The sequence below is a fragment of the Pacificibacter maritimus genome (assembly GCF_003814915.1).
Lineage (GTDB): Bacteria > Pseudomonadota > Alphaproteobacteria > Rhodobacterales > Rhodobacteraceae > Celeribacter > Celeribacter maritimus.
Window position 1 is genome coordinate 441885 of record NZ_RKQK01000002.1, and the last position, 14973, is coordinate 456857.

General features: G+C 51.3%; 18 protein-coding genes and 1 tRNA gene. 13 read left to right on the plus strand and 6 right to left on the minus strand.

The window, feature by feature from the left end; genetic code table 11:
- Positions 1-12 precede the first annotated feature (12 nt).
- From EDD53_RS08660 to miaB, 4 genes are all read right to left on the minus strand, one after another.
- A complete protein-coding gene (locus tag EDD53_RS08660) occupies positions 13-1059 on the minus strand; it encodes a PhoH family protein (RefSeq protein ID WP_425464054.1) in 1047 nt (348 codons plus the stop codon).
- Between the two features lie 191 nt (positions 1060-1250).
- Positions 1251-1583: a hypothetical protein gene (locus EDD53_RS08665; protein ID WP_123792821.1), complete on the minus strand. Its 333-nt coding sequence runs from the start codon at positions 1581-1583 to the stop codon at positions 1251-1253.
- 11 nt (positions 1584-1594) lie between these two features.
- A complete protein-coding gene (locus tag EDD53_RS08670; protein WP_425464055.1) occupies positions 1595-2134 on the minus strand; it encodes an OmpA family protein in 540 nt (179 codons plus the stop codon).
- 281 nt (positions 2135-2415) lie between these two features.
- Positions 2416-3777, minus strand: a complete 1362-nt coding sequence (gene miaB / locus EDD53_RS08675; RefSeq protein WP_123792823.1) for a tRNA (N6-isopentenyl adenosine(37)-C2)-methylthiotransferase MiaB — start codon at positions 3775-3777, stop codon at positions 2416-2418.
- Positions 3778-4024: 247 nt separating this feature from the next.
- Here miaB and EDD53_RS08680 point away from each other — a divergent pair, with 247 nt between their 5' ends.
- The 3 genes from EDD53_RS08680 to EDD53_RS08690 all read left to right on the plus strand — a co-directional run bounded on the left by EDD53_RS08680 (position 4025) and on the right by EDD53_RS08690 (position 6115).
- Positions 4025-4885 (plus strand): glycosyltransferase family 2 protein, encoded by an 861-nt coding sequence (locus EDD53_RS08680; RefSeq protein WP_123792824.1) that lies wholly within the window; start codon positions 4025-4027, stop codon positions 4883-4885.
- 138 nt (positions 4886-5023) lie between these two features.
- Positions 5024-5452 (plus strand): FKBP-type peptidyl-prolyl cis-trans isomerase, encoded by a 429-nt coding sequence (locus EDD53_RS08685; RefSeq protein WP_123792825.1) that lies wholly within the window; start codon positions 5024-5026, stop codon positions 5450-5452.
- 141 nt (positions 5453-5593) lie between these two features.
- A complete protein-coding gene (locus EDD53_RS08690) occupies positions 5594-6115 on the plus strand; it encodes a hypothetical protein (RefSeq protein WP_123792826.1) in 522 nt (173 codons plus the stop codon).
- A gap of 16 nt (positions 6116-6131) precedes the next feature.
- Here the strand turns inward: EDD53_RS08690 and irr are convergent, their stop codons facing one another.
- Positions 6132-6533 (minus strand): Fur family transcriptional regulator Irr, encoded by a 402-nt coding sequence (gene irr, locus EDD53_RS08695; RefSeq protein WP_123792982.1) that lies wholly within the window; start codon positions 6531-6533, stop codon positions 6132-6134.
- Between the two features lie 287 nt (positions 6534-6820).
- Between irr and fabA the strand changes: the two genes are divergently transcribed.
- The 3 genes from fabA (at position 6821) to EDD53_RS14835 (ending at position 9087) form a co-directional block, all read left to right on the plus strand.
- A complete protein-coding gene (fabA, locus tag EDD53_RS08700; protein WP_123792827.1) occupies positions 6821-7330 on the plus strand; it encodes a bifunctional 3-hydroxydecanoyl-ACP dehydratase/trans-2-decenoyl-ACP isomerase in 510 nt (169 codons plus the stop codon).
- A gap of 247 nt (positions 7331-7577) precedes the next feature.
- Complete coding sequence (gene fabB, locus EDD53_RS08705; protein WP_123792828.1) at positions 7578-8822, plus strand: beta-ketoacyl-ACP synthase I; 1245 nt, start codon at positions 7578-7580, stop codon at positions 8820-8822.
- 118 nt (positions 8823-8940) lie between these two features.
- Positions 8941-9087, plus strand: coding sequence for a hypothetical protein (locus EDD53_RS14835; RefSeq protein WP_170162722.1), 147 nt, complete (start codon positions 8941-8943; stop codon positions 9085-9087).
- Here the strand turns inward: EDD53_RS14835 and EDD53_RS08710 are convergent, their stop codons facing one another.
- Positions 9088-9687, minus strand: coding sequence for a hypothetical protein (locus EDD53_RS08710; RefSeq protein WP_123792829.1), 600 nt, complete (start codon positions 9685-9687; stop codon positions 9088-9090). It lies immediately after the preceding gene.
- Between the two features lie 58 nt (positions 9688-9745).
- Between EDD53_RS08710 and EDD53_RS08715 the strand changes: the two genes are divergently transcribed.
- The 7 genes from EDD53_RS08715 (at position 9746) to EDD53_RS08745 (ending at position 14594) form a co-directional block, all read left to right on the plus strand.
- Positions 9746-10249: a MarR family winged helix-turn-helix transcriptional regulator gene (locus EDD53_RS08715; protein WP_170162723.1), complete on the plus strand. Its 504-nt coding sequence runs from the start codon at positions 9746-9748 to the stop codon at positions 10247-10249.
- A gap of 42 nt (positions 10250-10291) precedes the next feature.
- Entirely contained in the window at positions 10292-11080 is a 789-nt protein-coding gene (locus EDD53_RS08720) for an enoyl-ACP reductase FabI (protein WP_123792831.1), read from the plus strand.
- Positions 11081-11293: 213 nt separating this feature from the next.
- A complete protein-coding gene (locus EDD53_RS08725) occupies positions 11294-12073 on the plus strand; it encodes a hypothetical protein (RefSeq protein ID WP_123792832.1) in 780 nt (259 codons plus the stop codon).
- Between the two features lie 66 nt (positions 12074-12139).
- Positions 12140-12982, plus strand: a complete 843-nt coding sequence (locus EDD53_RS08730; RefSeq protein ID WP_123792833.1) for an alpha/beta fold hydrolase — start codon at positions 12140-12142, stop codon at positions 12980-12982.
- Positions 12983-13101: 119 nt separating this feature from the next.
- Positions 13102-13428, plus strand: a complete 327-nt coding sequence (locus EDD53_RS08735) for a hypothetical protein (protein WP_123792834.1) — start codon at positions 13102-13104, stop codon at positions 13426-13428.
- Between the two features lie 176 nt (positions 13429-13604).
- Positions 13605-14405 (plus strand): alpha/beta fold hydrolase, encoded by an 801-nt coding sequence (locus EDD53_RS08740; RefSeq protein ID WP_123792835.1) that lies wholly within the window; start codon positions 13605-13607, stop codon positions 14403-14405.
- 112 nt (positions 14406-14517) lie between these two features.
- Positions 14518-14594, plus strand: a tRNA-Arg gene (locus EDD53_RS08745).
- Positions 14595-14973: the final 379 nt, after the last annotated feature.

The window sequence follows — 14973 nt, forward strand, 5'->3', positions numbered from 1 at the left end:
CAAACAAAGCGCTTAATGCGCAGCTTCGTCCTTCTCATAAGCTTCAATAATCGCAGCCACAAGCGGATGACGCACAACATCTTGCGAGGTGAAATAATTGAATGCGACTTTATTCACACCCTTCAAAATGCGTTCTGCATCACGCAGGCCAGACGACACACCGCGTGGCAAATCGATTTGGGTGCGGTCGCCAGTGATGACCATTCGAGATCCTTCGCCCAAACGCGTTAAAAACATTTTCATTTGCATGGTTGTGGCATTTTGCGCCTCATCCAAAACGACAAACGCGCGGCTAAGCGTGCGTCCGCGCATGAACGCCAAGGGCGCGATTTCGATAGTCTTTTCAGCCTTGAGTTTTTCCACCAGTTTTGCAGGCAAGAAGTCGTTCAAAGCATCATAGAGCGGCTGCATGTAGGGGTCGACCTTTTCCCCCATATCACCAGGTAAAAAGCCCAAACGTTCGCCCGCTTCCACTGCAGGGCGCGATAAGATAATTTTATCAACATGGCCATTAATGAACATGTTCACGCCCACGGCGACAGCCAGATATGTTTTACCCGTCCCCGCAGGGCCGATGCCAAAGGCCAATTCATTCTTATACAGGCTATCAACATAGGCTTTTTGCGCCTCGGTGCGCGGCTCGATGGTTTTCTTTCGGGTCTTAATTTCCGACCCAGAGCCTTTGAACATCTCGATTTGATCCGCAGGGAATGCGCCATCACTGCTGCGCGCTTCGGCCCTTGCCGCTTGCGATTTATGCCCTTTCCCCATGCGGATCGTGCCTGCGATTTCGCCCTCGTCTATATCGCGCCCAGCATCGAGTTTTAAATATAATTCGGTCAAAGTGGAGCAAGCCATTTCGCGAGGTTCTTCTTCGCCCATGATCGCAAGAATATTCCCGCGGCGCACGATTTGGACCGACAGATTTGATTCAATTTGCGCGAGATTTCGGTCATATTCACCGCAAAGATCTATAAGCGACCGATTGTCATCAAACTCCAAAAGAGTTTCATATCCGTTGTCTTGCATGAGCGGGGGGGTAAGCGCGCTGGTGGCCAAATGTGTCTCCGACTCCTAAAGGTCCAATATGTTGATGGTGCCAAGGGATTGTGTCAGGTGCAAGACGTCATACAAAATATTCATGTGAATTGATGTAAACTGGCGCATTCTTGATCAGGCCAGCGGCATATCACAATGCAAAAAGCCGCCCCTTATGGAACGGCTTTTTGTAAAAACTACGATCAGTTGATTTAGATCGGATCACCAAAAGTTGAGCCGCCTTTGAAATTACCAACGGCTGTGTTGGGTTCCGCCACACCAGAACAGACAGGTTTACCGTATTTATCAACGCGCGGAGACAGGTAGCCCTCAACACCGTCATCAATAATCCAATGGTCACAACCGATTGGATCAATCCAAATACCGGCCTGCAATGCTGATAGGTGCTTGGAATCAAATCCACGGTCGACCGTTTTGTCGGCTTTACTCCCCAGCATAGCGCCAGCGCCTTCGGTGAAAGCAGTTTCACAGGCTGACAAAGAAACGGCAACACCCAGAATCGCGATTACTTTAATAGTTTTCATGCGTCCGCTCCTTACTTGATACAAATGATTTCAACGCGGCGGTTCTTCTGCATACCTGCACTCGTCCCGTTGGACGCGATTGGCATACGCTCACCGTAACCGCGTACATCCGCGATCCGCGCACCTGTTTGCGCTGCAATCTTTGCAACAGCATTGGCGCGGTTGTAGCTAAGCTTCATGTTGTATTCGTCAGAGGCACGGCTGTCCGTGTGACCGATGATAGTGTATGCTGTGGCACCTGCTTGCGCGAAGAAGCTTTGCAAACGCTGGCGACCCGCCGCAGAGATTGAATAGCGGTCGGTAGCAAACAACTGGTCTGAATTCATCACAGCGCAGGCTTCGACGGGGTGACATGTTGGGTTACCCTGACGGTCAACTTTAAGGTCCATATACCCTTCAACGCCATCATCCATGACCCAGTGTTCACAACCATCTGGGTCAATCCAAATGGTTGGCGCGTAGCGCTCACCATTTACCACGCCAGAAATCATTTGCGCATGTGCGGCCGTGCCTACAAAAGTCGTGGCGGCTATCAAAGAGCATGCGACCACTGCTCGTCCTTTAGAAAGAAGTTCGTTAAACACGTCTTCAGTCTCCTTTGTTAACGCTTTCGGACAGACACACTCCACGCTTCAACATGAACCACGCTGCAGCGCCCTACTCGCAAATATAGCGTCAGGATAGCAAACTTCGCGTGAATGTGAAGAAAATTCACAAGATATTGTGCCGAAACCCAAAACTATGACCCATTCTAACTACAACTGTTGCCGCAACGGCAACGTCATACGGCTTTTTTCCGCCGATGCGCCACAGACGTGTCACAAACTTCTGATCAATCAATCAGCTTACCTTCGAGAGAATTGGTCTTGCTTTGGGTGATTCTTACCTTGCGGATATCCCCAACTTCAACACCTTCAACACTGGCATGCACCGCGTGAAGATATTCGGATTTGCCAATCATCTGCCCCTCTTGACGGCCTTTCTTTTCGAACAAAACAGACACATCGCGCCCGACCATACTGTCTTGGAATGCGTATTGTTGTTCGGAAATCAGAGCCTGCAAACGGTGCAAACGGTCCATCGCCACATCGTGATCGACCATCTTGTCATCTTTCTCTGCGGCGGGCGTGCCTGGGCGCGGCGAATATTTAAAGGAATAGGCAGAGGCGTATTTTACTTCACGCACCAGTGCCATTGTATCCTCGAAATCCTGTTCCGTCTCACCTGGAAACCCAACAATAAAATCGCCAGACAATGCCATATCAGGGCGCGCTGCACGAAATCTTTCCATCAAGCGAATGTATTGTTCAGCCGTATGTTTACGGTTCATAGCTTTCAGGATTTTATCCGATCCCGACTGCACAGGAAGGTGCAGATAGGGCATCAATTTCGCGCAATCACCGTGGGCGGCAATTAGATCGTCTTCCATATCATTGGGGTGTGACGTGGTGAAGCGAATGCGCTCCAAGCCATCGATTTCAGCCAATTTCCGGATCAGTTTCGCCAAGCCAAACGTGTCTTTTGCCCCGCCAGAGACCTGACCATGGTAGGCGTTAACATTCTGACCTAAAAGAGTAATTTCACGCACACCGCGTTCTACAAGATCCTGTGCCTCACGCAAAACACGGTCCACAGGGCGCGAAACTTCTGCACCGCGCGTATAGGGCACCACACAGAAAGCGCAGAATTTATCGCAGCCTTCTTGTACCGTCAAAAACGCAGCGGGCGCACGGCGCGCTTTGGGACGGTTAGGCATAGCTGTGAATTTATCGACCTCGGGAAAATCCGTATCAACGGCGGTCACACCATTGCCCACTTTTGCCTCAAGTTCGGGCAAGCGGTGGTAGGCTTGCGACCCTACAACCAAATCCACCATCGGCTGACGGCGGATGATTTCTTCGCCTTCCGCCTGCGCCACACAGCCTGCTACACCGACTTTTAGATTTGGGTTGGCAAGCTTGATATCTTTATAGCGGCCCAGATCTGAATAGACCTTTTCAGCCGCCTTTTCGCGGATGTGACACGTGTTTAGCAAAATCATGTCAGCCTCTTCGGGGCTGCTGACTTCGGTATAGCCTGATCCGCCCAGCGCCTCGACCATGCGCTCGGAGTCATAGACATTCATCTGGCACCCGTAGGTTTTCACGAAGAGCTTTTTCAGATCAGCTTTTGTATCGGCTGGCGTGTCAGACATGTCGGCAGGTCCATGCATTTGGAAAGAACAATTTGAAGCGCCTAGCTACACAAATACCAGCGATCTTGCAATCCACTGTAACGACGCGCTAAGCCACATAGCCTAGGGCAAAGCATTCTGTTGTTTTCACAGTATGGCTGCGGGGATGTTTGTTTCTGATATGCTTGCAATCCACGGGCGTTCATGGCTTTTTTACCGCAAGTAACAACACTGCCCCAGTAGGCACGCCCATCGGGCAGGAGAGATAATGCGCTTTGATAGCTTGGAAACCTTTCTAAAGGACGGACAGGACGCTTGGGCCAAAGGCCCAATAGCGCTGATTTTTGCCGAAGACTTGACTGAAATTCCCTCAACGCTGCGGCATCATTTGTCACTTGGGTTTAAATCGGTGATCTTGTTTGGCCCCGAAAGTATGGAAATCCCCAAAGCGGTCGAGATGAAAATACACCGCGTTACCTATAACACACGCGCACCGGACATGCTGACCAATGCGGTGAACGCATTGATCAAAGCGGCCCCCAACACTTGGATGTACTACTGTTTTAATGCTGAATATTTGTTCTACCCGTTTTGTGAAACGCGCAGCGTGCTTGATATGCTGACATTTCACACCGAAGAACGTCGCTTTGGCATGCTGACCTATGTTGTTGATTTATATGCAGGCGATCTAGAAGACTGCCCTTCTGCGGTCTCCCTAGAAGACGCGCATCTGGATCGTTCTGGGTATTACGCCTTGGGGCGTGCGGGCGTTGACGGGCCGAAAGAACGCCAGCTTGATTTTTTTGGCGGGCTACGCTGGCGCTTTGAAGAACACATGCCAGCCGCACGCCGTCGAATTGACCGCATCGCGATTTTCAAGTCGCAAAAAGGGTTAGAGCTGCGCGAAGATCACACGTTTAACATAGAAGAGTACAACACCTATTCTTGCCCATGGCACCACAACATTACCGCAGCGATCGGCAGTTTTCGCACAGCTAAAGCGCTGAAAAGCAACTCAGGGTCCGCCTTTGATATTCACAGTTTTCGCTGGCATAACTCGATTGAATTTGAATGGCATTCCCAACAATTATTGGACTTGGGGCTGATGGAACCCGGCCAGTGGTTTTAAAAAACGCGGTAAATCGCGAGTATTTACTGTAAAAAGGTGATCGGGTTTACATCTGCGCCTACGTCCCTATCTTGCCCGCCAATCTCAATTGCGGTCGCAGCGAAAGCTATTGGCCCCCAAAGTAAGTAAGGACACATCATGAGCGACGTAAAATCAGGCGACAAAGTTCGCATTCACTACAAAGGCACATTGGAAGACGGCACTGTATTTGACAGTTCTGAAGGTCGTGATCCATTGGAATTCACTGTTGGCTCAGGTCAAGTGATTGTTGGCATGGACAAAGAAATGATCGGCATGACTGTTGGCGAAAAGAAAACCATCACAGCTGTTGCCGCCGAAGCTTATGGTCCGCGCCAAGACGATGCGCAACAAGATGTACCGCGCGAAATGATCCCAGCTGAGATCCCGCTCGAAGTTGGCATGCAGTTGCAAATGCAATCTCCAGAAGGCCAAGTGATCCCTGTGTCCGTTGTGTCCATCGGCGAAGAAACTGTGACTTTGGATGCGAACCACATGTTGGCTGGCAAAGACCTGACATTCGACATTGAGTTGGTTGAAATCGCATAAAGGTTAACGCCACTGACAGGCATTTAACCCATTGCAAAAAATGGATTTTATGGGGGTCATGTCAAAAAATAAAAGAGGCGGCCCAGTAAATGGGTCGCCTTTTTTCTTGCCTGCCAGCCCCAAGACTGTCACCCCTAAGCTATGACTGACGCAGATGATTTCACCTCTGATTGCGCAAACTGCGCTGCGCTGTGTTGTTTGGCTTTGGCCTTTGATGCAGATGCCAGTTTTGCTCATGACAAACCCGCAGGCGTGGCTTGCCACAACCTTGCTGCGACAGAGGTGGGGTTAGGCTGTGCCATCCACAAAGATCTGACACAAAAAGGCTATTCGGGCTGCGTGGCCTATCAATGTTTGGGCGCAGGCCAGCGCACCACCGCGCTGTTTGACACCACGTGGCGCGATGATCCGAAACTGACAGTGCCGATGATGGATGCCTTTCGTCAAATGCGCAGCGTGCAAAAATGTCGCCAGCTTTTGTTGGCATCACAAGCCCTGTCACTTCCGCGGGATTTAGAAATGCAGCGCGACTCTTGGCTGGATCGCATCACCCCAGATATATGGTCGCTGGCGGCCCTAGAGCAGTTTGAACTGGATAATACAGAGACCGAAGTCACGATGTGGCTGCGCGGTTTGGCAAACTACGTGCCCCAAACCACATAATGCAGAGCAAATATTGTTAGGTTTTACGCAAGCGTATGACGACATCTACAGCCGAAATTTCTGTACCCTCAGGCGCATCAGGCAGATTGATGATTTGCAATTGGTCCGCAGGCGCATCCGTCAACTCACCGCTGTTTTCCCAGTAAAAATGCGGATGATCACTCATATTCGTGTCAAAATAAGAACGCGTGCCATCGACAGTGACTTCTTGCATCAGACCTGCATCACAAAAAGTGCGCAGCGTATTATAAACCGTCGCCAATGATACTTTTTCGCTCGTTTCGCTGACAGAAACAAACAGGCTTTCTGCTGTCACATGCCGATCTTGACCATCCCCCACAAGCTGCGCGGCCAAGCTTAAGCGTTGACGGGTCGGGCGCAAATCGGCGCTGGCCAACCACGCTTTTCCACGGCGCATTTTATCCGCTTGTGCTATCTCGTTATTTGCATTGGTCACTGTTTGGCTCGCTGTTTCATATGGCTGGCAGTGCGGTCACTGGCTTGGCAATCTTGTTGCGACACGGGCGATCCCAAGTGCACGTCATTCCCAACTTTTGAGACTATATACCGCCGTTACCTTATGTTTCAAACATTTTCCCTGCAACGTCTTGTGCGGACACAAGCCTGCAGACTTGCGCCTTTTGCCTGTCCAATGGTACAGACCTAAAAAACCTGACAAAAAACCAACATAAGGCAATTGCATCCATGGCCGATTTTCCGACTAGCTTTGATAAAGAAGACCTCTTGAAATGTGCACGCGGCGAGCTGTTCGGCCCAGGCAACGCGCAATTGCCAGCCCCGCCCATGTTGATGATGGACCGCATCACCGATATTTCGGGTGATGGTGGTGCAAATGGCAAAGGTCACGTGCGCGCAGAGTTCGACATCACACCCGATCTTTGGTTCTTTGAATGCCATTTCCCAGGCAATCCAATTATGCCTGGCTGTCTAGGCCTTGATGGCCTGTGGCAGCTCACAGGGTTTAACCTTGGCTGGCGTGGCTGGACGGGCCGTGGTTATGCATTGGGCGTGGGCGAAATCAAACTGAAAGCCATGGTGCGCCCAGAGGCCAAGCTTTTGACCTATGAGATCGATTTCACCAAAGCCATCCAAACTCGCCGCCTAACCATGGGTGTGGCCGACGGCATCGTGAAAATCGACGGCGAAGTGGCCTACGAAGTAAAAGACATGAAAGTGGCACTGTCTGAAAGCTAAGCGCCCGAGCGAGAGACGCGAAAAAGACACGGCGTTTATGACTCTGGTACCTATAAGCGGCGGCATAAAAATGCTGCCGCTTTTTCTATGATCTGCCTTGAGTGTCATAGCCTCTTGAGCCCACGACGGATCGACACGGTCTATTTTACTCAGACAGCACAACAGGGCAAAGCATAAATGGCCTAACCGCTTGCACCCCTGCCCCCGCCTGCCGTACAAAAGACCGAACATATAAAAGGAGCACGCTATGCGCCGCGTCGTTATTACAGGTCTTGGGGTTGTCTCCTCAATCGGCAACAATGCCGAAGAAGTTCTTGCCTCCCTCAAAGCAGGCACCTCTGGCATCACTGCCAACGAGGACATGAAAGAATACGGGTTTCGCAGTCAGATCGCAGGCAACGTCAAGCTTGATATCAAAGACCACGTAGATAAACGCGCATTGCGCTTTATGGGCCCTGGTGCGGCCTATGCCTCTATCGCGATGTCTCAGGCGATTGCGGATTCAGGCTTGGAAGAAAGCGACGTGATCAACGTGCGCACAGGTCTGATTGCAGGCTCTGGTGGTCCGTCCACATCTGCGATGCTCACAGCACACCAAACTGTTTTGAAATCGGGTGCGACCAAACGTGTTGGTCCCTTCGCTGTGCCCAAATGTATGGGGTCAACGATCTCTGCGAACCTCGCGACTGCGTTTCAGATCAAAGGCATCAACTATTCCATCACCTCAGCCTGCTCCACATCCTTGCACTGCATCGGGTCCGCGTCAGAGCAGATCATGATGGGCAAGCAAGACGTGATGTTTGCAGGCGGCGGCGAGGAGTTGGATTGGTCCCTGTCTTGTCTGTTTGACGCCATGGGCGCGATGTCTTCGAAATACAACGACACGCCGACGAAAGCCTCACGCGCCTTTGACGCCGATCGTGATGGTTTTGTCATCGGCGGCGGTGGTGCTATTTTGGTTTTGGAAGAACTTGAGCACGCCAAAGCCCGCGGTGCTAAAATCTATGCAGAAGTCACAGGTTACGGCGCCACATCTGACGGCGCTGACATGGTTGCCCCATCAGGTGAAGGCGGCGAACGCGCTATGAATATCGCCCTGTCTACATTGGGCGCAGACCGCAAAGTCGGCTACATCAACGCGCATGGCACATCTACACCAGTGGGCGATGTGGGCGAAGTCGAAGCTGTACGCCGTGTTTTCAATCCACTCGAAGCGTATGACGGTAAAACACCTTTGATTTCATCAACGAAATCAATGACAGGCCACAGCCAAGGTGCGACTGGCGCACAAGAAGCTGTCTACTGTCTTTTGATGTTGCAAAACGATTTCATCGCACCGTCGATCAATGTCGAAACGCTTGATCCTGCGATCAATGCTGGTGAGATCGCCACAACGCGCATCGACAACGCAGGCCTTGATACCGTGATGACCAATTCGTTTGGTTTTGGCGGCACCAACGGGTCAATGCTGATGTCAAAATACCGCGACTAAAGCTTGCCGTTTCTAGCTTATGAGCGGCTGCACCCTTGAGGTGCGGCCGCTTTTGTATAGAAGACATCTTTGACTGTTGAGTAATTCGCAATACCTAGGATTGAAGTCCGAAACACTAGTGAAATTACGAACGAGCAATCGCAGTTTGAACACCACTGTCTCACGTGTCCGCATTGGTCGGCTTGTAGAGTTTGATCCGATACAAACATGGATGCGCAATATTTCAACGATCCCGATCTGGGTTTTGTCGATTTGTGACCTGTGATTAGGCTTTGGCCACACCGCGCTTATTTGCAATGAGTGCCAATCCGCGTTCCCCCGCACCAATGACCGCGCTCAAGATGACAAGCAATAGCCCCAGTGCGATCAAGCCAAACTTGATGACAGCAAAGGTTGAGTAAGGCAGCGCCAACCAATCGGCAAAGCTGGTCGGATTGGCCAGCATCACGAACGACACTAGGTTTTCAAAAGCGTCGCACATCGCACCGCAGACGACCGACACTGCGGCAGCCACCCCAAATCGATACCTCCAACTGCCCTGCCCGCCCAAGCGCGCGACCAAGGTGCCAAACATGATCCCCATCAGGGCCATCATGATGATAAACCCGAAATCTATGAACTGCGTCTGGAGATACACGCCCAAGGTGCCGAGGTGCTCCATATGCGCATAGTAGCCTTTGATCAGCACGGCATCGAAGCCTGTCTGCCCTGTCATGTAATCAACAGGATGGTTTGAGGCTTCATAAGACGCATTTAGGTGCGCCTGAACTTGCCCAAAGACCACAAAAGTTGCCGCGGCTCCAAGAGCGTGAATCCATACAGGGCGTTTTGCTGCGACGTTTAAAATGTTTGAGAGAACAGACATTTGAAATCTTTCCGAGTTAATTCAATTTGCATTCCATGGAATATATAATATTCATTCCTTGGAACGTAAATCAACCCCCAATTTGAATTGGTCGCAATCTGTGAAGCATAGCCCTGAAAACATTATCAAATTTGCGACCCGCTTGGCGATTACGTCTGACCTGTATCGCGGCATTATAGAAAAACGACTCACCGCACATGACCTCACACCTGCGCAATTGGCCGCGCTGACGCATCTGGCGCGGCGCGCAATGCCGCTACGTGTCAGCGACATTGCGCGCGCCATCGACGTGGGTCAGCCTGCCGTAACAAAAATGCTAATCAAGTTTGAACGGGCCGGATGGGTCACTTTGAGCGGATCAAAACAAGACGGGCGCGTCAAAGAAGCGTCACTGACGCGCGACGGCGGTATGCATCTGCAAAAGGTACACCGCAGCCTGATGCCGGAATTGCCAAGCTTTTTGGACAATTGGTCTGAAGAGCAGCTGCACCACATGACAGACGAGCTAAAATCGCTCTCAAACTTCCTTGAAACAGTGCAAAAACTTGACGTTAAGGCGTAAAAAGGCGAAACACCTTCAAACCAACAAAGGTAGTGTGATTACATGGCAGATCTTCTTAAAGGCAAACGCGGGCTTATCATGGGCGTCGCCAACGAGCGCTCTATCGCATGGGGCATCGCAGCAGCCTGTGCGGCAGAGGGTGCAGAACTGGCCTTTACATACCAAGGCGAAGCTTTTGGAAAACGCTTGGCCCCTTTGGCGGAACGTGTTGGATCAGACACAATGGTCGACGTTGATGTCACCAACCCCGAACAAATGGATGCAGCCTTTGCCGCTCTCAAAGATAAATGGGGCACATTGGATTTCGTGGTCCATGCCATCGCATATTCTGACAAAAATGAACTGACAGGGCGCATCCGCGACACAACTGCGGAGAACTTTAAAAACTCTTTGCACATCTCCTGCTATTCTTTCATCGATGTGGCCAAACGCGCCGCAGAATTAATGCCTGATGGCGGATCTTTGATCACATTGACCTACGGCGGCTCAAACCGCGTGACCCCGAATTACAATGTGATGGGTGTCGCGAAAGCCGCTTTGGAAAGCTCTGTGCGTTACTTAGCCAATGATCTTGGGTCAGAGAAAATTCGCGTCAATGCGATTTCTCCAGGTCCAATGAAAACCCTTGCAGGGGCAGCCATCGGCGGCGCGCGACGCACCTACAGACACACCGAAGAAAACGCGCCCTTGCGTTCGAACGCGACTTTGGAAGCCGTGGGCGCAACAGCCGTTTACCTGAACTCTGATGGCGGGGCTTACACGACAGGCGAAATCATCCGCGTTGATGGTGGGTATCACGTTGTGGGCATGCCGCAGATCGAAAATCTGTAACCGCCTTATTTATCGCGCTACAATAGGCCTCGCTTGTCACAGGCGGGGCATTTTTTATACTCGACGCAGAGCGGTTCAATTCCATTGTCCGCATTGTGGAAATAGACTGTTTCCTTCCCTTCTTACGCTGCAAACCAAGGCAAAAGACACATTGTTGCCATATTTGGGACGCATCAAGGTCGAAAATATATTTTCTGCGTGGACCTACTCTCTATGATATTTTTGTTGCTTTCTCTTGCCTTGAGCATTCTGGCTGCACCCTTGTTACGCCCAGCCGCCCAAGGACAAGGGCGCATTGCAACTTATGGATTTGACGGCACAGGCGTGATTATGGGCTTTGCCTTGACCGCAGCCGTCGCCGCGCTGACATCACCTTTCATGGGGTTTGGCTTTGTTTTCGCCGTCATCCTACATGAATATGGGGCTGCGAAGGCCTGTAATATAATAGGCCATGATGTGGCTCGCCTGCGCTTGGTCCCTCTACCTTTCGTCGCACCACCGCGCACCGATCATGCTTTTGACGATGCCTTAGAAGACAGTTTTGCTGCGCTCTACGCGCCAGGCTTGGCGGTATTGCCTATGGTGGTGTCTTTCGGGCTATTCCAAGCCAGTGCGCCATTTTTCCCGACCTTCTCAGAATTTATGCGCGCGATCGGCATTATGACAGGCGCATTCAACTTCATCATGCTCTTGCCTTTTCTTCCCTTTGCAGGTGGGCGCGTCGTGCGCGCTATTTCAGATAGCTTTTGGCCAAAGATGTCATTCGTCGTGACGATTTTTATGGCCTCCGCGTTTCTATCGGCCGCGCTGCGCGATCAATCTATCGCAATGGGGATACTGGCGGCCGCGGGGCTGCAAAGTCTATTTCACCGTAAAAGGCATAGTCAAACTCAACTGTCTCCAAACAACACGCTGCTGGTCATGGCGACCTATGCGTTTTGCCTCTGCGTTCATTTTACGGGCGGCTGGTGGTTGCTGAACAGCGTTTTATAAGACTTTATTCTTTGGCCTTACCCGTGCCACTGTGCCTCATAAAACCAGTGTAGAATGAGGCAGGACATGATCCAGACATTCACCACCCATGATGGACTCAACTTGGCATACGACATCACGGGGTCGGGCGTGCCTATCTTGTGCTTGGCGGGCTTGACTCGCAACATGGATGATTTTGATCCTGTGATCGCAGCATTTGCCAATCAAGCGCAGATTATTCGAATCGACAGCCGCGGACGCGGGGCGTCAGATTACGATCTCAATCCGCAGAACTATACAATTCCGATTGAGGCCCATGATGCCTTGGCCTTGCTTGACCATTTGGGACTTGAACGCGCGGCTATTCTTGGCACGTCGCGCGGCGGCTTGATCGCGATGGTGATCGCGGCAACTGCCAAAGATCGCCTTTTGGGCGTACTTCTTAATGACATTGGCCCTGAGATTGATCACAAGGGCATGAGCACCATCATGACCTATCTCGGGCGTCCTTGCGCTTACGTATCCTATGATGACGCCGCGCAAAAACTGCCCATTGCACTCTCTGGCTCCTTTAAAAATGTGACCGAAAAACAGTGGCAGGACTATGCGCGACGACTTTGGCATGAAAGTACCACGGGCATGGAATTGCGGTATGATCCCAAACTGCGTGAGGCGATAGAAGCCCAAGGGGCCACAGGTGAGACCCCCGACTTGTGGCCGCTTTTTGATGCGCTGACCGACCTGCCCCTTGCTGCGCTGCGCGGTGAAAACTCTGATATTCTCTGTGAAAAATGCTGGCAAAAAATGCAAAACTTACGCCCAGATATGATCGCACGCGAGGTCAAAGACCGTGGGCATGTGCCTTTTTTGGACGAACCCGAAAGCATAGACGCCATCGCGCTATTCATCGCAGCCCTACCTCGACCATAGCCCAGTATACGTGCAAAAAATATCTATCACGCTTATGTGTGAGGCCACGATGAAATAGAGATATGCGGTTCATAAAGCCATGATATAAGGGGCCATCGTCAACAACAATAAGGGGCTTTATGTTAGCCTATGCAGTACCGCAATCCGTATTATTAATTCTCGTCGGTTCAAGCTATGCGCTTGCCACAATGGGAATGAAGCTTGTCTCTGGCATCCAATTCGCTTGGGGAGGGGCTGCTCTCATTCTCGCGGGGCTCGCGCTCGCCGCGACCGGCGAAATAGCACTGCTAAAAGACAACTCGATGAGCGAACTCTACCTCATCCTAGTTGGTGTCGAAACGGCCCTTGTATTGATCGCAGCCTTGTTTATGGGGGAACGTATTACCCCGAAAATGATGATCGGCGGCGGTCTTATTATTTCTGGCATGATTGCCGTTTCACACTAAAAATGTCACAGCGCGCCGCCCCCAATTTGGGGCCCCCGTCAGGGGTATAGGGCAATAAGCATATTTGTAACCGTCGGGCTTTGCCTAGACAGATCATGCTTTGACCCAAAGATGCGGCGCGTTTATAGCTTTCGGAAAGCAACGCCGCAATTACGGCGCGACCCCAAAGGCCATTGATGCGCATTAAAATCTCACACCATACAATCAATATTTCTGACCAAGGCCCGCAAGACGGACCTGCGCTGGTTTTCGCACATTCGCTTGGCAGTGACCTAAGTCAATGGGACGCGCTTTGTGCGAAGCTGCCCGACAGTTTGCGACTGGTGCGGTATGATGCGCGCGGGCATGGTGCCTCAGGCGCGCCTGATACTCCCTATTCTATGGGGCAATTGATCAAAGACGCCGAGCATGTATTGGATCACCTCAACGTTCGAGATTGCGTCTTTTTAGGTGCGGGTATGGGCGGGCTTATCGCACAAGGGTTGGCCGTAAAACGCCTTGATCAAATCCGTGCGCTCGTCTTGTGCGGATCAGCTGCCAAATTGGGCACGCCGCAGACATGGGCGCGGCAAATCGAAATGGCACAGGCGCAAGGCATGGCGCAAATTGCTTATAACGCGATGCCCCTCACCTTTCCCCGCAAGACCCAAGACAGTACGCATGCACGACACTGGCAGAGCCAATGCGCACAGATGGATGTCCAAGGTTACGTGGGCTGCTGCGCTGCCATATCAGGGACTGATTTCTACACCCCGACCGCTGCACTGCGTCTGCCCTGTCTTGGGCTGTGTGGCATTGATGACCGCGTCACACCACCTGATTTGATGCGTGAAACGGTCGGATTAATTGCGGGGTCACGCTTTCAACTGATCCGACGTGCAGGCCATTTGCCGATGCTGGATGCCCCCACCGCCTGCGCAATACATCTCAATGCATTCTTGGGCGAACTTGGCTTGCCGCACCTGCAACCTGCCTAGCCCGACATGATTGCCCTTGAGCCAGATCGTCTTTTTTCCACACGCCAGATCCGAAAAACAATTGCGTCTTAGGGCTTGAAAATCCTATCGCAGTCGCGCAAAACACTTGCACGGTCTCATAGCTCAACTGGATAGAGCACCTGCCTTCTAAGCAGGGGGTTCGGGGTTCGATTCCTCGTGGGATCGCCATCATTTTGGTGTTTTTGTAGATGGGGCATAAGACTGCACAAATTCTCGGTTTGTTCAGCACACCTCATGCCTACCCGCAGTTCCCATACAATCTACAAATATTGTGGATAGACCTTTTTAGACCCTAAAATAATTGGAAAACGGAACAGTATCCTTGAGGATGCTGAGGCGAATTCGTCTAACTTGGCTGGGTTTCCGCAATAGGCAGGCCTGACCTTTAAAATTTCGGCGGATTGCGGACTTGCGCTGCCAGTGCAAATTAGCTGTTGAATAGCTTTTGCGGTGGGAATTTGGGAAGTGAAACACTGCTTACACTAAGCCGCGACAAGGCCAATGGTTTAGACTATCTTTTATCTCATAGTTACATAATATTAAGTAT